Source organism: Novosphingobium sp. (assembly GCF_037133355.1).
Lineage (GTDB): Bacteria > Pseudomonadota > Alphaproteobacteria > Sphingomonadales > Sphingomonadaceae > Novosphingobium.
This window is the reverse complement of the sequence record NZ_JBAXOI010000003.1, coordinates 170,947-192,982: the sequence shown is the minus strand read 5'-3', so window position 1 is coordinate 192,982 and position 22,036 is coordinate 170,947. Positions and strand designations below refer to the sequence as shown.

General features: G+C 66.4%; 20 protein-coding genes. 11 read left to right on the top strand and 9 right to left on the bottom strand.

From position 1 onward, the window contains the following. Positions 1–21: 21 nt before the first annotated feature. The 3 genes from WCL10_RS05055 to WCL10_RS05045 are packed head-to-tail and all read left to right on the top strand — an operon-like array spanning position 22 to position 8,377. Entirely contained in the window at positions 22–1,848 is a 1,827-nt protein-coding gene (locus WCL10_RS05055; RefSeq protein ID WP_336894612.1) for a heme-binding protein, read from the top strand. Continuing rightward, the gene (locus WCL10_RS05050; protein ID WP_336894536.1) at positions 1,845–3,815 is read left to right on the top strand and encodes a hypothetical protein; all 1,971 of its coding nucleotides are present in this window, start codon (positions 1,845–1,847) and stop codon (positions 3,813–3,815) included. Before WCL10_RS05055 ends, WCL10_RS05050 begins: the two co-directional genes overlap by 4 nt. After that, complete coding sequence (locus WCL10_RS05045) at positions 3,815–8,377, top strand: hypothetical protein (protein WP_336894535.1); 4,563 nt, start codon at positions 3,815–3,817, stop codon at positions 8,375–8,377. The genes WCL10_RS05050 and WCL10_RS05045 overlap by 1 nt, the downstream gene beginning before the upstream one ends. A 132-nt stretch (positions 8,378–8,509) precedes the next feature. Here WCL10_RS05045 and WCL10_RS05040 read toward each other — a convergent pair whose 3' ends face one another. Both WCL10_RS05040 and WCL10_RS05035 read right to left on the bottom strand, forming a co-directional pair. Then, complete coding sequence (locus WCL10_RS05040) at positions 8,510–8,908, bottom strand: hypothetical protein (RefSeq protein WP_336894534.1); 399 nt, start codon at positions 8,906–8,908, stop codon at positions 8,510–8,512. After that, complete coding sequence (locus tag WCL10_RS05035) at positions 8,898–9,086, bottom strand: hypothetical protein (protein ID WP_336894533.1); 189 nt, start codon at positions 9,084–9,086, stop codon at positions 8,898–8,900. The genes WCL10_RS05040 and WCL10_RS05035 overlap by 11 nt, the downstream gene beginning before the upstream one ends. A 97-nt stretch (positions 9,087–9,183) precedes the next feature. Here WCL10_RS05035 and WCL10_RS05030 point away from each other — a divergent pair, with 97 nt between their 5' ends. Continuing rightward, positions 9,184–9,879 carry a S24 family peptidase gene (locus tag WCL10_RS05030; RefSeq protein WP_336894532.1) on the top strand — a complete coding sequence of 232 codons (696 nt, stop codon included), beginning with the start codon at positions 9,184–9,186 and terminating at the stop codon, positions 9,877–9,879. 132 nt (positions 9,880–10,011) lie between these two features. Continuing rightward, on the top strand, positions 10,012–10,680 hold the full coding sequence (locus WCL10_RS05025; RefSeq protein ID WP_336894531.1) for an MBL fold metallo-hydrolase: 669 nt from the start codon (positions 10,012–10,014) through the stop codon (positions 10,678–10,680). Positions 10,681–10,685: 5 nt separating this feature from the next. Here WCL10_RS05025 and WCL10_RS05020 read toward each other — a convergent pair whose 3' ends face one another. Next, on the bottom strand, positions 10,686–11,072 hold the full coding sequence (locus WCL10_RS05020) for an MAPEG family protein (RefSeq protein WP_336894530.1): 387 nt from the start codon (positions 11,070–11,072) through the stop codon (positions 10,686–10,688). A gap of 239 nt (positions 11,073–11,311) precedes the next feature. Between WCL10_RS05020 and rpmF the strand changes: the two genes are divergently transcribed. The 5 genes from rpmF (at position 11,312) to WCL10_RS04995 (ending at position 14,472) form a co-directional block, all read left to right on the top strand. Next, entirely contained in the window at positions 11,312–11,491 is a 180-nt protein-coding gene (rpmF, locus tag WCL10_RS05015; protein ID WP_292930218.1) for a 50S ribosomal protein L32, read from the top strand. A gap of 28 nt (positions 11,492–11,519) precedes the next feature. Then, the gene (plsX, locus tag WCL10_RS05010; protein WP_336894529.1) at positions 11,520–12,611 is read left to right on the top strand and encodes a phosphate acyltransferase PlsX; all 1,092 of its coding nucleotides are present in this window, start codon (positions 11,520–11,522) and stop codon (positions 12,609–12,611) included. Continuing rightward, positions 12,608–13,585, top strand: coding sequence for a beta-ketoacyl-ACP synthase III (locus WCL10_RS05005; RefSeq protein WP_336894528.1), 978 nt, complete (start codon positions 12,608–12,610; stop codon positions 13,583–13,585). The genes plsX and WCL10_RS05005 overlap by 4 nt, the downstream gene beginning before the upstream one ends. A gap of 148 nt (positions 13,586–13,733) precedes the next feature. Beyond that, positions 13,734–14,033: an integration host factor subunit alpha gene (locus tag WCL10_RS05000; protein WP_336894611.1), complete on the top strand. Its 300-nt coding sequence runs from the start codon at positions 13,734–13,736 to the stop codon at positions 14,031–14,033. A 79-nt stretch (positions 14,034–14,112) separates the two neighbouring features. Beyond that, on the top strand, positions 14,113–14,472 hold the full coding sequence (locus WCL10_RS04995; RefSeq protein WP_336894527.1) for a MerR family transcriptional regulator: 360 nt from the start codon (positions 14,113–14,115) through the stop codon (positions 14,470–14,472). Positions 14,473–14,532: 60 nt separating this feature from the next. Here WCL10_RS04995 and WCL10_RS04990 read toward each other — a convergent pair whose 3' ends face one another. The 3 genes from WCL10_RS04990 to WCL10_RS04980 form a co-directional block, all read right to left on the bottom strand. Then, positions 14,533–15,504, bottom strand: coding sequence for a M20/M25/M40 family metallo-hydrolase (locus tag WCL10_RS04990; protein ID WP_336894526.1), 972 nt, complete (start codon positions 15,502–15,504; stop codon positions 14,533–14,535). A gap of 70 nt (positions 15,505–15,574) precedes the next feature. Further along, positions 15,575–16,120 (bottom strand): histidine phosphatase family protein, encoded by a 546-nt coding sequence (locus WCL10_RS04985; protein WP_336894525.1) that lies wholly within the window; start codon positions 16,118–16,120, stop codon positions 15,575–15,577. Further along, positions 16,117–18,891 (bottom strand): ATP-dependent DNA helicase, encoded by a 2,775-nt coding sequence (locus tag WCL10_RS04980; RefSeq protein WP_336894524.1) that lies wholly within the window; start codon positions 18,889–18,891, stop codon positions 16,117–16,119. Before WCL10_RS04980 ends, WCL10_RS04985 begins: the two co-directional genes overlap by 4 nt. A gap of 179 nt (positions 18,892–19,070) precedes the next feature. Here WCL10_RS04980 and WCL10_RS04975 point away from each other — a divergent pair, with 179 nt between their 5' ends. Next, positions 19,071–19,952 carry a flagellin gene (locus WCL10_RS04975; protein WP_336894523.1) on the top strand — a complete coding sequence of 294 codons (882 nt, stop codon included), beginning with the start codon at positions 19,071–19,073 and terminating at the stop codon, positions 19,950–19,952. A 12-nt stretch (positions 19,953–19,964) separates the two neighbouring features. On the opposite strand, the gene WCL10_RS04970 is transcribed toward WCL10_RS04975, so the two are convergent. From WCL10_RS04970 to WCL10_RS04960, 3 genes are all read right to left on the bottom strand, one after another. Further along, on the bottom strand, positions 19,965–20,612 hold the full coding sequence (locus WCL10_RS04970; protein WP_336894522.1) for a GNAT family N-acetyltransferase: 648 nt from the start codon (positions 20,610–20,612) through the stop codon (positions 19,965–19,967). A gap of 126 nt (positions 20,613–20,738) precedes the next feature. Further along, a complete protein-coding gene (locus WCL10_RS04965; RefSeq protein ID WP_336894521.1) occupies positions 20,739–21,251 on the bottom strand; it encodes a hypothetical protein in 513 nt (170 codons plus the stop codon). A gap of 166 nt (positions 21,252–21,417) precedes the next feature. Next, positions 21,418–22,026, bottom strand: a complete 609-nt coding sequence (locus WCL10_RS04960; RefSeq protein ID WP_336894520.1) for a hypothetical protein — start codon at positions 22,024–22,026, stop codon at positions 21,418–21,420. Between the last annotated feature and the right edge of the window lie 10 nt (positions 22,027–22,036).

The following is a 22,036-nucleotide window of genomic DNA, read 5'->3' as shown; positions in this document are numbered from 1 at the left end:
GCATGGCTGGCGCTCGTCGGGATGGTCTTGTCGGGGCTTGCGCCGATAGCGGCGGGCAGCGCCTACGCAGCGGTCTACAAGGCCCCCTCGCGCCAGGCGCTCACCGTTGCGGACGTGCAGAAGGTCATCGCGCAGGCGGTCGGAGAGGCCAAGGCGCGCGGTGCCAAGGCGACCATCGCGGTGGTCGACCGGGTGGGCAATGTGCTCGCGGTCTACCGGATGACCGGTGCGGCAACCACGATGCGCATCACCGCGCCGACCCAGCTTCCGGCAACGATATTCCCTTCCGAGGCCGGTGCCATCGCCAAGGCGGTCACCGCGGCCTATCTCTCGTCCAGCGGCAACGCCTTTTCGACGCGCACGGCCAGCATGATCGTGCAGCAGCACTTCCCGCCTGCGCCCTCGACACCGGGTTTGGAAAGTGGACCGCTGTTCGGGGTGCAGTTCAGCCAGTTGCCCTGCTCCGATCTCAACACGCGCTTTCCCGGTTCTGCCGCTGCGCCCTCCGCAATGATCGGCCCCAAGCGTTCGCCGCTCGGCCTTGCTGCCGATCCGGGCGGGCTGCCGCTTTACAAGAAGGGCGTGGTGGTCGGCGGTGTGGGGATAATGTCAGACGGTGTCTACGGTTTCGATCCCAACGTGCTGGATTTCGACAAGGATCTGGATGAAGCGATCGCGCTTGCCGGGCTCCAGGGCTTTGCCCCGCCGGTCGCAATCCGTGCTGATCGCATCCCGGTCGATGGCTCGACGTTGCGCTTTTCCGATGCGACGGTCAGCCAGCTTCACCCCCTGCAGTCGAGCTTTGCCGCACTCGGCACCGGGGCAGGCGCGCTCCTCTCGGTAGCGGGCTTCTATGCCGGCGACGCGATCCTGCCCGGCGCCGCCTATGGCAGCGAGCGCAGCGGCATCCGCTTTGCCAAGGCCAGCGAGTTCAGCAATCCCGAGGCTTTCGTGCTGAGCAATGGGCGCGGGGTAAACCGCTTCCCGATCCGGGGCGGGGCTGATGGCGCCGAAGTCGGCACCGCGCTTTCAGCGGCCGAAGTGCGTGCGGTGCTTGAGGAAGGGTTCAAGGTGATGAGCCGGGCGCGCGCGCAGATCCGCCGCCCGCTCGATGCGCCGGCTCAGGTCACGATCTCGGTGGTGGACAGCTGGGGCACGGTACTCGGCCTCGTGCGCAGCCCCGATGCGCCGGTCTTCGGCACCGACGTCTCGCTGCAGAAGGCGCGTACCGCCGCGTTCTTTTCGAACCCGAAGGCCGGCGCGCTGCTGCTCGCCGATCCCGATGCGAGCGTAGCGCCCACCGTGGCGGCGACCCGTGCTTTCCTGGATGACAGCGCCGCGCTGACCGGCAAGACCGCGTTCAGCGCGCGCTCCATAGGCAATCTGGCGCGTCCCTATTTCCCCGATGGCGAAGTGGGGCGGCCCAATGGCCCGCTCTCGCGCCCGATCGCGCAGTTCAGCCCCTTCGCCACGGGTCTCCAGACCGCCCTGATTGCGCAGACGCTGGGGGCAGATCGCTGCAGCAACGTGCCGACGGCGCCCAATGGCCAGCAGCGGCTGGCAAACGGCATCCAGATCTTTCCCGGCGCGGTGCCGATCTACCGCGGCAATGCGCTTGTCGGCGCCATCGGCGTCTCGGGCGACGGTATCGATCAGGATGACATGATCGCCTTTCTTGGCGCGAACAACGGCGGCAAGAAGGCCGGCGGGATCGGCAACGCCCCCGCGGCCATGCGCTCCGACCGGATCGTGGTCAAAGTGGGCGTTGGCGTGCGGCTGCGCTTCGTGAACTGCCCGTTTGCGCCCTTCCTCGATACCTCGGCGCAGAACGTCTGCGAGGGGCTGTGAAGCTGCTGGCGTCCCTCTTTGCGGCGGTGCTCGCCATGGCAGCCCCGGCGGCCGGCGCCACCGCGCCGACGGGCCCGGCGCCCGCGGCCCAGGCCACCGAGGCCGCAACCTCCGCCCAGCCTGCTGCGGAGCCCACTACCGCCGACGGCGCGCTGATCGATGGACGCCGCCGGCCCGGCTACCAGAAGACGCTGCCCGACCGGGTCGAGCAAGACAACCCCGGCGCCGTCAACGCGCCCCCGCCCGAAGCTTTCTACGACAAGTGGGACGGCGAGGGCAGCCCGTCCGATCTCGTGGTCGATACAGGCGTGCCGGATCGCTGGCGGATCACGTCCTCGCTCTGTCCGAAGAAGGACACCGCGACCGGCAGGATCAACACCGCGCTGTACACGCTGTTCCCGCGCCTCGCCTACATGTGCCATTCGCAGCTCGATCCCTTCCACCACAGCACCCTGAAGGGTGACCGGCCGCTGGCGGCTGGCAAGAAGCCAGGCTTCCTCAAGGGCGATGACTGGTTCTTCGTGGCCAATGGTGTTTCCGACACCGTGATCGAGCCGCGCAGCTTCCCCATCCCCGTCGGCAACCAGACGACGACCACGCCCGATTCCAACGACACCTTCGGACGGTCCAAGAGTCTGGTCCTCTCGCAGACCTTCATCGCCGGGTTCTCGCTGCTCAAGGGCGAGACCGCATTCAAGCCGCCGGTGGTCGAATACCGCGTGGCGATCGCGGGCAACATCAACCATGTCGAAGTGCCCGAGCGGCGCGTGCTCTATGTCGAGCCCTCGAAGGGCACCAAGCGCACCGACGGCTTCATCGGGCTGCAGGAAGCCTTCATCGACTATCACCTTGGCCGGTTCGATACCAAGCGCTTCGACTTCATGAGCCTGCGCGCCGGCATCCAGCCGTTCCAGTCGGACTTCCGCGGGTTCCTGTTCAACGACAACCAGCTGGGCGTGCGCCTGTTCGGCAACCGCGACAACAACCGCGTACAGTTCAATGTCGCGGCGTTCTGGCGGATCGAGAAGGAAACCAATTCCGGGCTCAACAACATCGCCGCGCCGCTGCGTAAGGACTGGATCCTCACCGCCAATCTCTACCGCCAGGATTTCCCGGTGATCGGCCTGACCAGCCAGCTCTCGGCGACCTACAACCTCAACCGCGAGCGGCGCATCACCACCGATGCCAACGGCTTTCCTGTGCGGCCCGCGCTGCTGGGTGATCTGCGGCCGCGCACCTACAACGTGCTCTACCTCGGTTACGGGGTGGACGGGCACATCGGCCGTCTCAACCTGACGGGTCAGGTCTACGGCGCCTTCGGCCGCGACCGGAACAACTACCTCACCAGCGAGCCCGCCAAGATCCGCGCCTTCTTTGGTGCAGCCGAGCTCAGCTATGACAGGAACTGGGCCCGCATCCGCGCCTCGGCCCTCTATGCCAGCGGCGACAGCAACCCTTACGACAATGTCGAGAAGGGCTTCGACGCGATTTTCGAGAACCCGCAGTTCGCCGGTGCCGACACTTCCTACTGGATCCGACAGACGATCCCGTTTGCGGGCGGCGGCAGGGTGATCTCGATCAACGGGCGAAACGGCATTCTCAATTCGCTGCGCTCATCCAAGGAGCAGGGCCAGTCGAACTTCATCAACCCCGGCACTGCGCTCGCGGGGCTTGGCGGTGATTTCGATCTGACGCCCAATCTGCGCGTGTCGGCCAATGCCAATCATCTGTGGTTTGCCAATACGAAGGTGCTGCAGGTGCTGCGCAACGAAGGCTCGATCCCCAAGACCATCGGCTGGGACCTCTCGATGGCCACGACCTGGCGGCCCAAGGCTGCGCAGAACGTGGTGTTCCGTCTCTCGGGCGCGGTGCTCAAGGCCGGCCCGGGCTTCCGCGACCTGTTCGACAAGCGTGGCCATGGGCGGCAATTCTATTCCGTCCTTGCCAATGCGACCCTTTCGTTCTGATGGGCAGCTCACCGATCATGCACGCCGCACCTCCTTCCAAGCGCAAGACGCTCCTGATCTGGCTGGTGCTGCTCGTGGCGGGGCTGGGTCTGCCGACCGCGCTCTGGGCCTCTGGCGAGGAGATCGCGCAGAAGATCACGCATATGCGCGCTCCGCCCGCGCCGCGTGGCCAGCCCGGCGAGACGGCAGCCGAGCAATGGGCCTATGTCGACAAGGCAAACGCGGGCTGCGTGAGCTGTCACACCAAGAGCGATCACCGCACCATGCACGCGAGCCCCGCTGTGGTGCTGGCCTGCGTCGATTGCCATGGCGGCAACAGCAAGATCGCGGCCGACCGCAGCTGGAACCGCGGCTCGATGGACTATGTCGCCGCGATGAAGGACGCGCATGTCCTGCCGCGCTTCCCGGCGGCGTGGAACTGGCCGAGCTCGGCCAACCCCAAGCGCTCCTATGCGCTGCTCGCCAAGGAAAGCCCCGAGTTCATCCGCTTCGTCAATCCTTCGGACTACCGTGTCGCGCGCGATTCCTGCGGTGCCTGCCACATGTCGATCATCGAGGCGTCCGAGCGCTCGCTGATGAGCACCGGCGCGATGCTCTGGGGCGGGGCGGCCTACAACAACGGCATCGTGCCGTTCAAAAACTACATGTTCGGCGAAAGCTTCACGCGCCAGGGTGAGCCCGCTCTGCTCAAGTCCGCCTCCAGGCAGATCGGCCCCGATGGCAAGCCGATGTGGGGAACAGTGACGCCTGCCGAGAAGGCGCGCGGCGCGCTTCCCATCCTCTATCCGCTGCCCAAGTGGCACACGATCCCGCCGGGCGATATCTTCCGCGTGTTCGAGGATGGCGGGCGCACGATCAACCCGCAGTTCCCTGAAATCGGCCTGCCCAACTCGACCGGCCTCATCCAGCGGCTGGAAGAGCCCGGCCGTCCGGACCTCAAGCAATCGAACCGCGGCCCCGCCACGGGCCTGCGCGTCGCGATCCCGGTGCTGAACATCCACAAGACCCGGCTCAACGATCCGTTCCTGTTCCAGATGGGCACCAATGATCAGCCGGGCGACTACCGCTCGTCGGGCTGCGCCTCCTGCCATGTGATCTACGCCAACGACCGTGAACCGCGCCACAGCATGAACTACGCCAGGTGCGGGCGCGACGGGCAGACGATCACGGCGGACCCGACGATCAACTCCCTGCGCGAAGGCGAGCATCGCGCCGGCGCCTATGGCACCTACGATGCGGCCAAGGCCGAGCACCACGACCGGGTGCGCGGCACCGTCCTTGGCGGGCGCGGCAAGTACATGGGCGGGGACGCAACCGACCCCGAGGAATCCGCCGACCGCGAAGGCGATTGCGCCCGCGCGATCCAGTCGGCCGAGCAGCTGGTATATGCGCCGGCCGAAGGCCCCGCGCCCCACGGCACGATGGACGACCACAAGATGAGCCAGGCCGAAGCGCATGCCGCTGCCGGGCTTGATCATGGCGGGCATGCTGCGGGCCCCGTCCCGATGGCCGAACGCGAACGCGGCCACCCGCTGGTCCACGCCTTCACCCGCGCGATCCCCACGGCCCAGTGCATGAACTGCCACATGCACCAGCCCAACATCTTCCTGAACTCGTTCCTCGGCTACACGATGTGGGATTACGAATCCGATGCGCCGCGCATGTGGCCCGGGCCGGAGAACACCTCGCCGAGGCCCGCCGGCGTCTCGGATGCCGACTGGAACCGCGCCTTCAAGAAGCAGTTCCGCCCCAACATGGCGGAAGCGCGCGAGGTGCTAGACCGCAACCCCGAGGGCGCGAGCACTCACGGCTTGTGGCGCGATGTCGAATTCCTGCGCAACGTCTACGATCTCAACAAGGACAACAAGGACACCCAGTTCGCCGACTACCACGGCCACGGCTGGAACTTCCGCGCGATCCTGAAGCGCGATCGGCGCGGCAACCTGCTCGATGCTCAGGGCGACATGTCGACCTACGGCACCGACACGGCGCACATCATCTCGCCCGATGATCCCGAAAAGTGGCGCAAGGCTGGCGAGGGCAAGTTCGTCGAGCCCGGACCGGTGGGCCCCGGCAAGTCGGTCCACATGATGGATATCCACGCGCAGCTCGGCATGCAGTGCGCCGATTGCCATTTCGCTTCAGACAGCCACGGCAACGGGCTCATCTACGGCGAGGTCGCCAACGCGGTCTCGATCGGCTGCAAGGACTGCCACGGCACGCCCGACGCCTATCCCACCCTGATGACCTCGAACCTCGCCGCGCCGGAGAAGGGCGAGAACCTGTCGCTCCTGCGCAATGCCGATGGCCAGCGCCGGTTTGAATGGAGCAACGAGAACGGCCGCCGCGTGCTCATCCAGCGCTCGGTCATTGATCCCAAGCTGGCCTGGCGCGTCAGCCTCGTGAAGGAATCCGTCGATCCCCAGTATCAGGGCGTGATCGAGCCCGGCGGCAAGCCGGTGTTCAATCCCAAGGCCGCGCGGGCGAAGCTCATGGGCCGGACGGGCGCGGACGACGGTCTCTACCGCTTCGGGCTCGGCGTGCCCAAGGCCGAGCGCGCGCATGGCGACGACGACATGGCCTGCTTCACCTGCCACCTCTCGTGGACCACCTCGTGTGCCGGTTGCCACCTGCCGATCGAGGCCAACTGGAAGTCGGCCACGCACAAGTACGAGGAAGACTACACCCGCAACTACGCGACCTATAACCCGCAGGTCGCGCGCGATGACATGTTCCAGCTGGGCAAGCACCAGCGCAACAAGTCCTCGGGCTCCGATCCGGTGCAGTTCGATGCCTCAGGCAATCCGATAGCCGGGAAGGCAATCACCGCGCCGATCCGCTCGACCTCGGCGCTGATCCTCTCCTCGACCAACATCAACCGCGAGCGGATCTACGTGCAGCAGCCGCCGATCTCCTCGCCCGGCTATTCCAGCCAGGCCTTCGCGCCGCACTTCCCGCATACGGTGCGCACAGCTGAAACCAAGCAGTGCACCGACTGCCACCTCTCGCAAGCGGACGACAACAACGCGATCATGGCGCAGCTGCTCCTGCTCGGCACGAACTACGTCAACTTTGTCGGCATGAACGCGTGGTTCGGGCTCGGCGGCGGGTTCGAGGCGGTGCGCGTGACTGAGTGGGACGAGCCGCAGGCGGTGATCGGCAGCTACCTCCACCGCTACGCCTACCCCGATTTCTACAAGCAGCATGTCGAGAAGAACGGCCGCGAACTCAAGAACTGGACCCGCGGCGCGATTGTCGACAAGCACCTCGCGGGCGAGACCACGGGCCGCGAGGAATTCACCAACGTGACCAAGGGCACCTCCGACCCGGTGCGCTGCCTGCAGATGCGGGGCGAGTACATGTTCGTCGCCGAGGGCAAGGGCGGCTTTCGCGCCTATGACATCGCCGCGATCGGCGACAAGGGCATTTCCGAACGTATCCTGACCGCGCCGTTCTCGCCGCTCGGACACGACACCCACGTCGATACCGCCAACGCCACCTGCATGGCGCTCCCCACCAACCAGTCGATCGCGCCGACCCGCAACACACCCGAAATGCGCGAGGCGAACCAGGAGCAGCCGTTCTCGCCGATCTACCACTACGCCTTCATCACCGATGCGGTGGAAGGCCTGATCGCGGTCAATGTCGATACGCTGGCCGATGGCGAGTTCCGCAACAACTTCTTCCACCGCGCGCTGACCTTCAATCCGGACGGCGTGCTGAAGGGTGCGCGCCACATCACGCTTGCGGGTGACTATGCCTATATCGTCACCGACGAGGCGCTGGTGACGGTGCACCTCACCAAGCCGTGGTCGCCAGCCGCCCCTTGCGAAGTGTCGGACAAAAAGGGCGGCGAGACCTGCCTCGATCCGAAAATCACCTCGGTCGTTCCGCTCAGGGACCCGCGCGCGACGGCGGTACAGTTCCGCTACCTCTGGGTCACGACCGCGAACGGCCTCGAGCTGATGGACGTTACCGATCTGGCGAAGCCCCGGCCGGTGCCCTCTGCCACCGTTCCGCTGGAAGACGCCCGCCGCGTCTATGTCGCGCGCACTTATGCCTATGTCGCGGCAAAGAAGCAGGGCCTGGTCATCGTCGATGTCACCGCGCCGACCCGGCCTGCGATCTATCAGGCCTTCACGGCTGAGGGACAGCTGACCGATGCGGAGGACGTGATCGTCGCCTCCACCAACGCCTCGCTCTTTGCCTATGTGGCGGACGGGATAAACGGGGTGAAGGTGCTCCAGCTGACCTCGCCGGCCAGCCAGCCCAACTTCTACGGCTTCTCGCCCGAACCCAAGCCCGAACTGATCGCCTGGGCCCACACCCCAAGCCCCGCCCTCGCGCTCTCCAAGGGCCTCGACCGCGACCGGGGCGTGGACGAGACGGGCGGGCAGATGGCCGTGTTCGGCCGCCTCGGCTCGCGCCCGTTCAACCGGCAGGAAATGGAAGCGCTGTTCCTCAACAAGGCGGGGCAGCCGTTCCGGGTGAACAACGCGGTGGACATGAGCCAGTGGGTGGGAACTAAGACGGCATCGCTGCTGATGGCGACCAAGCCCTGAATCCGGCAATCATTGCGGAGCTTGCGTCTTACCCCACCTCGTTCGCCCCGAGCTCATCCTGAGCCCGTCGAAGGACAGGCTCAGGATGAGCGGATCGGGGGACGTGTCGAGCGGAAGGTCGCACAGGCGTCCTCACACATCATCCAGCAGCAGCAGCGCCAGCTCCAGCGTCATCACAGGCTCGGGCAGCAGCACCTGATCAAGCCGCACCACGACCGCATCGGCGACCAGTGTGCGCGGAATGGTGAACTCGTGTTCGGGCAGCATGGCGATCAGGGCTTCGGCCGCGTCGCAGGCTTCCCAGCCCTGATACCGCAGCACGATGGTGTGGCGCGTGCCGGCGAAGGTCACGCTGGCCCAGGGCTCCTCGCGATGCTCCATGAGCTCCGTCGGCGGCCCGGCCATCGCCAGGACCGCGCGCAGCAGGCGTTCGCCCGGGCTGATCCGCACGCGCGGGTGCGGGGTTGGCCGCAGATCAGGCTCGGATTTGCACTCGTAGGGCAGGGCGGGGAAAAGGCGATCAAGCCACATGGCTGGTGCTCCTGTAAGAGTTCATGAAATGTTCCACGCGTTCGGTCGTCGCAGGACGTGGCTCGCGGCCATTGCGCAAGTCGTCGACCAGGCGCGGGTCGTGTGCGGCAAGGCGGCCGAACCGGGTGCGCGGCATGGCGTGGGTTGAAAGGAACCGTTCGATTTTCCTGATCAACATGGCGAAAGCTCCGGGGCGAGTCGAAATAAGATTTTTCTTATGTTGACGGATTAATCCTGTAGGTCTAGGAAAAATCCTTCGAATATGGAGCGAGCCCATGGATTCCCGAATCGAGACGCAAACTGCCGCCGATCCCCCGATGGATCCGGCGCGCGCGCGCCTCGTCTCGCTGGCGGCGGAGCGGGGGGTCAGCCTCTCGGCACTCTCTGGCCTGCTCGGCCGCAATGCTGCCTATCTCCAGCAGTTCGTACGCAAGGGCAGCCCCCGCAAGCTGGAGGAAAACGACCGCCGCACGCTCGCTGAATTCTTCGGCGTCGATGAAGCCGAACTCGGCGCGCCGCCGCGCGAGACTGTTCTGACCGTGGGGGCAGGGGCTCCAGCCCGCGCGGCCGACTGGGCCGATATCCCTCGCCTGCCGCTGGGCGCCTCGGCCGGAGCAGGCACGCTCGCGCGCGATGTCGCGCCGGTTGACCGGCTGCGCTTTTCGGGGCGCTGGCTCAGGCAGCAGGGGCTTGAGCCCGTCATGCTCAGTGTGATCGAGGTCGAGGGCGATTCGATGGAGCCCACCTTGCGCGATGGCGACGAAATTCTCGTCGACCGCTCACCGCGTCCGCTTCGCGCCGGGCTCCACGTGATCCGGCTGGACGATGTGCTGCTGGTGAAGCGGCTGGAGCCGGGCGCGGCGGGCACCTTGCGCGTGATCAGCGACAATCCCGCCTACCCGCGCATGGAGCGCCGCGCCGAAGATGTCGCGGTGGTGGGGCGCGTGGTGTGGAAGGGCGGGCGGATATAGAGGGATTACCCCTCCGACCTGCCTGCGGCGGCCCACCTCCCCATTTTCCCGCATGGCAAATGGGGAGGTCGCAGCCCGAAAGGGCTGACGGAGGGGTTGCCTTGCTCGCCTCCAAACGCCACTTTGGCGGGCATGACCCAAACCACCGAAGCGCCCCTCAAGGCCGCCATCATCCCCGTCACCCCGCTCGAGCAGAACTGCACGCTGATCTGGTGCACGAAAACCATGCGCGGCGCGTTCATCGATGCCGGCGGTGATATCGAACGGCTGCGCGCGGCGATCGACAAGTCGGGTGTCACGATCGAGAAGCTGCTCGTCACCCACGGCCATATCGATCACTGCGGCATCACCGGTGTGCTGGCGAAAGAATTGGGCGTGCCGATCGAAGGCCCGCACGAAGCGGACCGCTTCTGGATTTCGCGGCTGGGCGATGATGGCAAGCGCTGGGGTATTCGCGGCGAGGTGTTCGAACCCGACCGCTGGCTGGTCGATGGCGACACGGTGACCGTGGGCGAGGTCGAGCTGGACGTGATCCATTGCCCGGGTCACACCCCCGGTCACGTCGTCTTCGTTCACCAGCCCTCGCGCTTTGCCGTGGTGGGCGATGTCATTTTCCAGGGATCGATCGGTCGCACCGATTTTCCCATGGGCAACCATGCGGAGTTGATCGCCTCGATCACCGAGAAGCTCTGGCCGCTTGGCAATGATATCCTGTTCGTTCCCGGCCACGGGCCCAACAGCACTTTCGGCCGGGAACGTCAGACCAACAGTTTCGTCAGCGATTACAACCTGAAGCAGTAACGCTCTCAGGCAAGCGCGCTCATGATCGCCCAGATCGCAAGGCCAAGCTGGGTGAGCATGGTAATGAGAGTTCCGATCATCCGCCCCGTGGCAAAGCTGCCGCCGTCCATGCCAAGGCCATGCATCACACGGCCAGCCATGTAGACGCCCGCCACTGCGGCAAGCGGGGTGCTGCCCATATGGGCAAGTTCAAGCGCGGCGATCATCACCAGCACGATCGGCGTGTTCTCGGTGAAATTGGAGTGCGCGCGCATGCGGCGGATCAGCTTGTCGTTGCCGCCGTCGCCGACCGAAACTTTTTCGGCGGTGCGGACCTGGCCGCAGCGGATCGAAAGCCAGAGGTTGATCAGCGCGGCCGCGGCCGCGGCGCCGAGCGTGATGGGCAGTGTCATGAGCAGGTCTTCTCCCGTTGTCTTGTTGTCGCAACCCGGAACTCCTAGACGCCAGGCGCTTGCAAAGCACCCAAAAATCCGTATAGGCGCGCCTTCGCCCGCGATCGGCGATTCCAGCTTGCTGCCGAACTTTAGTCGGGCCGCCATCGAAAGGCGCTTGGACAGGGGTTGTGTGCAAGGCAGGATTTGCCTATCGCGCTTGCCCGTACACGACTTCAATATCAGGAACAGGTGCCGCAATGGCCGTCCCCAAAAGAAAGACCTCGCCCTCCCGCCGGGGCATGCGTCGCAGCCACGATGCGCTGAAGGTTGATGCCTTCCATGAGTGCTCGAACTGTGGTGAGCTGAAGCGCCCGCACATGCTGTGCGGTGCCTGCGGGCACTACAACGGCCGCGAGATCATCGCCGTCGGCCTCTGAAACCGGCTGAGGGGGAGAAAGCCGGGTCATGGGTTTGCCGCGTATCGCCGTCGATGCGATGGGCGGCGATGTGGGCGTGCGCGTCATGGTTGAAGGCGCGGCGCTAGCGCGTCGCCAGCACGATCAGTTCAAGTTCCTGCTGGTCGGGGATGAAACAGCGATCAGCCGCGCGCTCGATGCGCATCCCAACTTGCGCTCGGCCTCCGAAATCCTCCACGCACCCGATGTCGTTTCGGGCGAGGAAAAGCCCACCCAGGCACTGCGCCGCGCCCGCACCACGTCGATGGGCCTTGCGATCGAAGCGGTGAAGAGCGGCGATGCGGGTGCTGCCGTCAGCGCGGGCAATACCGGTGCGCTCATGGCCATGGCCAAAGTGGCGCTGCGCACGATGCCGGGGATCGACCGGCCTGCACTCGCCGCGCTCGTTCCCACGCTTGGCGACCATGATCTTGTCATGCTCGATCTCGGCGCCAACACCGAATGCGATGCGCGCAATCTCATGCAGTTCGGCATCATGGGCGCCGCCTATGCCCGGATCGTCCACGGCCTTGCCGAGCCGCGTGTGCGCCTGCTCAACATCGGGACCGAGGAAACCAAGGGCACCGACGAACTGCGCGAGGCGGCAAGCCTGCTCAAGCAGGCCGGTGAAGCGCTCGCCTTCCGTTTCGACGGGTTTACCGAAGCAGACAAGCTCTCGCGCGGCGATGTCGACGTGGTGGTGACCGACGGCTTCACCGGCAACATCGCGCTCAAGGCAATGGAAGGCGCGGCCCGTTTCGTTGCCGATCTGTTGCGCCGCAGCTTTTCCAGTTCGCTGCGCTCGAAGTTCGGCTTCCTCATTTCGAAGCCGGCGACCGAACTGCTCAAGCACCACCTCGATCCGAACAACCACAACGGTGCGGTGTTCCTTGGTCTCAACGGAGTTGTCGTGAAAAGCCACGGAAGCGCATCGGCGCTCGGCGTTGCCCACGCGGTCGCGGTCACTTCGCGCCTGCTGTCGGAGCGGCTGACCGAACGCATCGCCGCCGACCTTGCCCACGCCGGGCAGGATGCGGTGCGCGGCACCAACGCGGCGGCCCGCGCCCGCAGTGCACCCGAAGCGCCCGAGGCGAAGGCATGAGCCTGCGCTCGGTTATTCGCGGCAGCGGCTCTGCGCTCCCGGTCCGCGCCGTTTCCAACGCCGAAATGGCAACCATGGTCGATACGACCGACGAATGGATCGTCGAGCGTACCGGTATCCGCAACCGCCATGTCGCCGGGGAAGGGGAGACCACCGCCACGCTCGCCACCGAAGCTGCGCGCAAGGCGCTGGCGGCGGCGGGCATGGAAGCGGCATCGATCGACCTTATCATCCTGGGCACCTGCAGCCCTGACCAGACCTTTCCCGCTTCCGCCACGATCGTCCAGCACGCGCTCGGCTGCCGCGGTGGGATGGCCTTCGATGTCGCCGCGGTCTGCTCGGGCTTCCTCTATGCGCTCGGCACGGCCGACGCGCTGCTGCGCACGGGCGCGGCCAAGCGCGCGCTGGTGATCGGCGCCGAGACCATGAGCCGCCTGCTCGATTGGGATGACCGCACCACCTGCGTGCTCTTCGGCGATGGTGCGGGTGCCGTGGTGCTCGAGGCGGTCGAGGTGGACGAGAGCGATCCCATGGCACCCGGCATTCTCGCCACACGCCTCCATGCCGATGGCGCACACAACAATCTGCTCCACATGGACGGCGGGCCTTCCACCACCGGCACCGTGGGCAAGCTGCGCATGAAGGGCCGCGAGGTGTTCCGCCACGCCGTCGTCAATCTCGCCGCAGTGCTTGAGGAAGTACTCGTCGCCAGCGGCCACACCGCTGCGGAGGTCGACTGGGTCGTGCCGCATCAGGCCAACGCCCGCATCCTAGATGCGACCGCGCGCAAGCTCGGTCTGCCGGAGGACAAGGTGATCGTGACCGTCGATCGCCATGCCAATACGAGCGCCGCATCTGTGCCGCTGGCCTTCGATACGGCGGTGCGCGACGGGCGGATCAAGCCCGGGCAGCTCGTCATGTTCGAGGCGATGGGCGGCGGATTCACGTGGGGAGCAAGCCTCGTTCGCCTGTGATCAGACCGATGCGGATGCTCTTTTCATACAGTTTTCGTTGCAGACCAATGCATTGGCCGATAAAACAGCACAGAAAGGGGTTGTAAGCCTCGGCGGACACTGTATTGTGTCAAGCCAACTTGTCGCTTTGGTATCGGGGGAATCGGGGATGCGTTCGGTAGGGACTCTTACTCGCGCTGATCTTGCAGAGAGCATCAATCGCCGCGTTGGCTTGTCGCGGGCGGACTCACTTGGCATGGTGGAGTCGATTCTCGACCACATGTGCGAAGCGCTTGCAGAAGGCGAAAACGTGAAGATTTCCGGGTTCGGCACATTCTTGCTGCGTGACAAGGCCGAGCGTGTCGGCCGCAATCCCAAGACCGGCATCGAAGTGCCGATCACCCCGCGCCGGGTCATGACCTTCCGCGCGAGCCAGATGTTGAAGGACCGAATCGCTGCCAGCAGCTGATACCTCCGGCACCTCGTCCCACCCGCTTCCGGCCTTCGACGACGGGAAGGATCCCGGCGCGCTCCGCACCATTGGTGAGGTGGCGAAGGCGCTCGGCCTGAAGCAGCATGTCTTGCGCTACTGGGAAGAGCAGTTCCCGACGCTGCGTCCACTGACCCGCGCCGGCGGCCGCCGCTATTACCGTCCGGAAGACGTCGCGCTGCTCACCCGCATCGATCAGCTCCTTCATCGTGAAGGCTATACCATCCGCGGCGCCCGCCAGGCGCTGTCGGGTAAGGGCGGGGCGCCTGATCTGGCGCCACCGCCTGCAGAGGCCGCCCTGCCGCCCATGCGCACGCGCGGCATGCCCGCCGAGGAGGAAATCATCAGCGCCATACGCATCCTGCGCCGACACCTTGAAACGATCCGTGGGCGGCTGGTGGCAGCGCTGGAGGATTGAGAGGCGGAACTGGTGCTCAAGACGGCGGTTTATCGCCTCTTTGGCAGAAAGCAGGCCCTGTCAGCGCCAGCCGCGCAGCATTCGTCCCAACCCGGTGGTCACCCGGGCAAGGCGCTCAAAGTCGACTTTGTCCGGCGTATCCATCCGGGTATGATAATGCCTGTAACGGAACGGCGCGGTGTCGGTGATCATCAGTGACGGGACTCCGGTCTGGCCGAATGACCAGTGATCGGACCAGTCGATCCCTTGTACGAATCCCGGTGCGGTTCCGCCCACGCTTGGGAATTGCGCCACCGAGCGAAAGCTGCCGACCGCGCGCTGAACCAGCGACCGGGAAGACACGGTACCAACGAACGCAACGAAGTTGGCGGTGTCGGGATAGAGGACACCGAGCGGGAAGGGATAGTGCTGGCTTCCGGCTTCGTCGCTGTAGAAGCCCAGTGTCTCAAGCGATAACATCGCATCGGGCGTGAGGCCCTTGTCCGTCAGCGCTTTGGCATAGACGAGGCTACCCATCCGACTGGTCTTGAAATGGGGCGGTTCCTCGTTCGCGAAGAAGGCCAGCCTGATGCGGACTTTTGCCCTGCCGCGCAGATCGGAAAGCATCCGCGCGAGTTCCAGCAACGCTGCTGTTCCGGTGCCATTGTCATTCGCGCCGGGCGCATAGCCGGCGCTGTCATAGTGTGCGCCAACCACCAATGTAGTGGCGTTGGTGGCCTGCGGCTCGATGACTGCTTCGAGGTTGGTCGCTGTACCCGCATCAAAGGTCTGTCGCGCCACCTTGTAGCCTTCAGCCGTCAGCGTGCGCTCGATGTAGGTGGCCGCTTCGGCGTAGGCGACCGGATAAAACGTGTTGTGCGGTTCGCTTGCGATCGCAACAACATGGGAACGAAGCCGCTGCGCAAGATCACGTTCTGCTGGGCGAAGCGACGGGAGCGGCCCAACCCATGGGTCGCCCGGAACCGAAGTCATCCAGTGCAGCGCCACGAAGCCGCCAAGAAGCAGCGCAGCAAGGACCGCGATCACGATCACCCGCCTGCGATTGTCTGCAATCCATGCCTGCATGGCTTCCCTCAGTGCTTTCGCGTGAGCCCTTCCAATTTCAATCGTTCAAAGTAGGCCCCAGCGCCGGATCCAGATCACGCGGCCGCACCATCGCCACCAGCTTGGCGCGGCGCTCGTCCAGATCGGCCCAGCGCTCGATGGCCAGTTCCATCACCGCAAAGGTCGCGGTCGGGAACTTCACTTCCACTTCCTCGCGCAGCGGGCTGGCGCCGTCGTCGGGTACGAGGTCGAAGATCAGGTCCTCCAGACCCGGATTGTGCCCGATCATCAGAACGCTGGCAGGCTCGCCTTGCAACTCGCGCAGGAGGTCGATCAGCGTGGCCGAACTCGCCAGATAGATCCGACGGTCCCATTCCACCGGAAAGCTGTGGCCCCAGGCCTTGCTTGCTTCCTCGATCGTTTCGGCCACGCGCACGGCGGGGGAGGCGAGGATGCGTTCGAAAGCCATGCCGGTGGCCTTGATATGCTGCCCCATCGCCTGCGCCCCGCGCACCCCGCGCGCGTTGAGCGGCCGATCGAAATCGCGCGCCCGTGCGTCGGACCAGTCGGACTTGGCATGGCGCAGCAAAGCAAGGGTTTTCACGCGCGGGTCTCGTCGATCTCGCCGGTCGGGGCGGGGGTAAGCACGGCGTCAGAAACACTGCCAGCCACACTTTGTAAAGCCGCATCCAAGGTAACCCGACGCACCGGCGTGCCCGGCGGAAAGGCGCTCAGCAACCGTGAGGGGAAGGCGGAGGACAGCACAACGAAATGCCCCCGGTCCCCGGCGGAGCGGATCAGCCGCCCGAAGGCCTGCGCCAGCCGCGCGCGGATGATGCGGTCGTCATGCGCCTGCCCGCCGCCCCGGTTTGCCAGCCGCCGCGCGCGGTGGAGAATCGAGGGCTTGGGCCAGGGCACTTGCTCCATCACCACCAGCCGCAGCGAATGGCCCGGCACGTCGACCCCGTCGCGCAGCGCATCGGTGCCGAGCAGCGAGGCGCGCGGATCGTCGCGAAAGATGTCGACCAAGGTGCCTGTATCGATCGGATCGACATGCTGGGCAAACAGCGGCAGCCCGCCGCGCGCCAGCCGGTCGGCAATCCGACCATAGACCGCGCGCAGCCGCCGGATTGCGGTGAACAGGCCCAGCGCGCCGCCGCCCGAGGCCTCGATCAACCGGCCATAGGCATTGGCCAGCGCCGGAATATCGCCGCGCGGCACGTCGGTCACGATCAGCACTTCGGCCTGCCCCGCATAGTTGAAGGGGCTCGGCGCGGCGAACAGGCGCGGTGCCACATCGAGATGGGGCGCACCGCTGCGCTGCACCGCGCTGTCCCATTCGCCCGCCGCCGCGTCCGCCGCATCGCACAGCGTGGCCGAGGTCATCATCACCCCATGCGCGCCTGCCAGCACAGCTTCGGCAAAGGGCTTCATCGGATCGAGATAGCGGCGGTGCAGGCCAATATCCCACTCGCGGCCCTCGGACCGCTCCACGGCAAGCCAGTCGACAAATTCGGGGTCGCCCGGCCCGCCCAGCCGCGCCAGCAGCCCGATCCACCCGGCCAGCAGATCGGCGCGCCAGCCGATCGCCCCGCGCGCGCCTTCGATCCTTGCGCGGGCCGGGCCGTCGAGCCAGTCAGGCCCTTCCTCGATCAAGGCTTCAAGCCGCATGCCCAGCCGCATCAGCGGCTGGCGCAGCGCCTCCAGCGCTTCCTGCGCGCGCCCCGCCACCTCGACGAACGCGCCGCCAAGTTGCGCGGCCTCGGTCTCCAGCCCATAGCCCGCTTCCTGTCCGCCGCTCTCGTCGCGGGCGTGAACCAGCGCGCGCGTCTCGGCGAGCAGGTCTTCCAGCGGCCCGAACGGTGCGCCTTCGAGGATGCGGGCCAGCCACCCGTCGCCGGGGAGCGCGCTCGCCGCCTCGCGTGCGTCCGTTATGGCGCGTGCCCCGTCCGCATCATAGCTCGCTACATCGGCCAGCCGCGCGGCAAGGCCCCGCCGCCGCCCGCGTGAGGTGCCTTCGGGGCCAATCACCCAGCGCCGCAGCTCCACTGTCTCGGCGCCGGTCAGCGCTGCGGCGAAGGTCGAATCCGCCGCCTCAAACACGTGATGGCCTTCGTCGAAGATGATCCGCGTCGGCCGCTGCGCCGGTTCGCGCGCTCTCGCCGCGTTGATCATAACCAGCGCATGGTTCGCGATCACCAGTTCGGCCCCTACAGAGGCCCGTGCCGCGCGCTCGATGAAGCATTTTCGGAAATGCGGGCACCCGGCATAGACGCATTCGCCGCGCTGGTCGGTCAGCGCCGCGATCCCGCGTTTGCGGAAAAGCGTGCCAAGCCAGCCCGGCAGATCGCCGCCGATCATGTCGCCGTCCTGGCTGTAGGCCGCCCACCGCGCCACCAGCTGCGCCATGATCGCGGGCCGACCGGTAAAACCGCCCTGCAGCGCGTCCTCGAGGTTCAGCAGGCAGAGGTAATTCTCGCGTCCCTTGCGCACCACAACTGGCGGCCCGCTGCGCCCGGCCTGCAAGGCGCGGTCGGCGGGGAAGGCGAGGCGGCTCTCGCGGCGCAATTGCCGCTGCAGCGCCTTGGTATAAGTCGAAACCCAGACCGTGCCGCCCGATTGCTCGGCCCAGAGCGAGGCGGGCGCGAGATAGCCCAGGGTCTTGCCAGTGCCGGTGCCCGCCTGCGCCAGCACTATATGCGGCTGGCGCGCGGCGCGGCGGGGGGCAAACATCGCGCCTGCCGTGCGCGCATAGTCTTGCTGCGCCGGGCGCGCTTCCGCGCCGCTGCCAGTGAGGGCGGCCAGCCGCGCGGCGATGGCGGTGTCTTCCAGCAGGACTTGCGCGGGCTGCAGCCGTTCAGGCGCGTCCTCCCATTCGGGCAGGCGCGAAAACAGCCAGCGCTCGGCGCGCTGCGGCTGAGCGATGCGTGGGGCGAGCAGGCCGGCCCAAGGCCAGCGCAGCCGCACGAGCGTCTGCACCGCGCTCCACGCGCCCTCGCGCTCGAGCCAGGCCGGGTCCTCGCAGGTGGCCAGCAGCGCCTCTGCTGCTGCCTGGAGCAGCGCAGGCACGGCGTCGTCGCCTGCCGGTTCGGCAAGGCCCAGCGCCTGCGCCAGCCCCTTGGGCGTCGGCACCACAAAGCGCGCAGGGTGGATGAAGGCGTAGAGTTCGAGCAGATCGAGCCCGGAAAGATCGGGATAGCCCAGACGGCTCGCCACCAGCGGCGCGTTTAGCAGCAGGAGCGGCGTATCGGCCGCAGCCATGATCGCTTCGCCCTTGCCGAGCGGGCGCGTGACCCCGGCGCCGCCATTACGCGTTTCGCGCAGCCAGCAGCCGCTGTGGCTCGCATGGAGCGCGGGGAGAGAGGCGGCGGACATCGCCCGGCACTAGACCGGAAAGCGGCGCGGGGGGCAAGGTCGGCGCCTACGCGTTTTCCCGCATGGGCGGCACACCGGCACGCAGGGGTACCGGCTTAAACCCGGCAAGGTCCTGCCGTTCTGGCCTTTCGGGACATGTTTGGGGCCCCAAGCCCCGCCCTAAGTGGAGACTGGGAACCATGGCAGTCATCAATACCAACATCAGCGCCATCCGCGCATCCAACGCGTCGAACAGCGCTTCGAAGATGGCCGGCGTCGCGATGGAACGGCTCTCGACCGGGCGCCGCATCAACGGCGCCAAGGACGACGCGGCGGGGCTAGCGATCACCACCACCATGACCTCGCAGATCAAGGGCATGAGCCAGGGCATCCGCAATGCCAACGACGGCATCAGCTTCGCCCAGACCGCCGACGGCGCGCTCAACGAGGTTACTGCCATGCTCCAGCGCATCCGCGAACTTGCGGTGCAGGCCAAGTCTGCCACCTATACCGATACCGACCGCACTTCGATGCAGTCCGAAGTCGCCAACCTCACCTCGCAGATCAGCGAGGTGCTGGAGAAGACCACCTTCAACGGCACCAAGCTGTTCACCGTGGTCGGCGCGGCGCCTGCGGCAAACGGTTCGGATGACGCGACCTTCTCGATCCAGACCGGCAGCAATACCTCCGATACCGTGGACCTGCGCAGCAAGGCGATCGACGGCACCAAACTGTTCGGCGGCACCAATACGACGTACGATCCGGCGACCACGCCGCAGGCGATCGATGTCAGCACCGCGACCTTCGCCGGCACGACGATGGACAACGTCGATGCCTCGCTCACCGCGATCAACGTCGCGCGCGCAGAGTTCGGTTCGGGCCAGAACCGCCTCGAATCGGTGATCAATAATCTCACCGACAACGTGACCAATCTCTCGGACGCGCGCAGCCGCATTCTCGACACCGACTATTCGGCCGAGACGACTGCGATGGCCAAGGCGCAGATTCTGAGCCAGGCCTCGACCGCGATGATCGCGCAGGCCAATCAGGCCCAGCAGAACGTGCTGTCACTGCTCAAGTAAGGCTGCGGCGCCTCAGGCTTCCGTTGGCTGGGCATCATCGCGCAGCAGCGACTTGAGGACGCGCCGCAGCCCGGTCGGGATCCGCTCGCGCAGGCGATCCTTCACCGCGCAGGCTTGTCGGCGCAGCATGCGCGTGCGGTGGAGCAGTGCCCCCGCGCGGCTCAAGGGTAGCACATAGTTCGTCACCCGCGCCGCTGCCGACGTCCAGTCGAGCTTGTAGGCTTCATCGCCGATGCGGAAATCATAGGCTAATCCGGCTTCGGCGCACCAGGCGAATGTCTCGCGCAGCAGGATCTGGCCAGGCGAGAAGCGGCTGAATTCGGGATCGAACGTGGTCAGGAAGCCCTCGAGCCGGCCCGGTGTCTGCACCACGATCTTGGCCGCGATGATCTGCCCGTCGAGCCGCAGCGCCATGCCGCGAACCCGGCCGCCGCCACTGGCCGAAGCATGGACCGCGAGCCAGAACGCGCGGTAGTGGTCCGAACGCAGGAAGGGGGTCTTCAGGCCCCGACGATCGAGCCATTCGACTTTCGACGCAATGGTCCAGTCGAGCAGCGCGGCAAAGCCTGCCGGATCGTCGATCACAGCGAATTCGAGGCTGCCGGTCTCGTCCAGCCGCCGCCGCCGCCGATCAAGCCCGCGCCGGAAGTTCTTGCTCATCGCCGCATCGCACGCTGCAAGGCGCGCGGGGCTGGCGCAATCAAGGAACGGTGCCTGAAGCGATTCCAGAGCGATCGCCTGACCCGGGCCCTGTGCCATGGCTGCAGGGACGCGCGCGGCGGGGCTTTAGTCCCGCACCAGAGGCATGGTCACAAGGCCCGCTTCGGTCTCATGCTGCATAAGCGCCACCGCTGCCCGGACATAAGTTTCGGCGCGGAGCGAGCGCGCGACCAGCAGCGGGTTGTAGTCGGTTGCCTCGGAGCCCAGCGGGATCAGCTCGGCCAGCAGCCCGCGTCCGCGTTGCGCCATCGGCCAGACCAGCACCAGCCGCCCGGCCTCGCGCACCGTGATCACGGCAAGGCGCCGTCCGCGAGGACGGCCCGTCGAGCACCAGCCGGCCCAGCACCAGGCAAACCCCTGCGCGAGGCAGGCATCGGGGACTTCGGCGGCGAGCCGGTTCCATTCGCCTGCCAACGCGGCAAAGGCCGTCTCTGTGGAGATCAGCTCGGCCTCAAGCGCAGCCGGCGCGGGGCGGGGCGCCACATACGAAACCGCAGATGTCCGCCGCGCCGGGCGCATGGTCTGCGCGCGCCATTCGGGCGTTGCCCGAAGCAGTGCGGTCTGGATGGTTGCTGGCATGGTCCGTGTCCCTGAAGGTGTCGAACCGACTTTCAGCAACATTCATGCCAGAGCCGCCTAGCCCGATTTCATTGGGGGTTCGACCACCCGGCGGGCTGGCGGCAGTGCAAGGCGCGAAAGGGCGCTTTGCAAAGCGCGAACGCGGTCCTGCAATCTGCATTGCGGATCAGCGAGGGAGGGCCGCCTTGGCCTGCTGTTCCAGCAGCAGGGTCTCCAGCCGGCCGACGTCGGGCACGCCCAGCACTTCGAAGCGCTCGGTCACGCGGTCGCCGTCGCTGTCGCGGCTGGTGCCGGTCTGGACCCGCAGATTGCCGGCACCGTCAGGATCGGCGCTGACCTCGATGGGGCCCAACTGGCTGACAAGCACGCTGATGCTGTCACGCTTGCGCCCCGCCGAGACGCGCAGCAGGCGCCGGTCGGTGAGGCCATAGATCGTCTGCGCAGCCTTGCGCTGCGCCTTGAACGGCATCCACAGCATCGCCAGGCCCACGCCGATAAAGGGCAGGCCAAACAGCGGGAAAATGATCCCGAAGCTCCAGGTAATGCCCGATGGCGTATGCGAACTCGCCATCCACGGCAGAAACGCCATCGCTTCCCAGAACAGCGCGAAGGCGGTCCAGGGAATGGCGAAGAACCAGATCGCAAAGGCCGCCCGAAGCTTGCCGGGCAGCGGGCGCCCGCTCCACAGCAGGCGCTCGCCGGGCATGAGCTCGCGGCGCAGGATCGAATCGAGCTCGAGCGGGTCTGGCATGGTCGTCATCGCGGGCGCGATCATGCCATGCCCG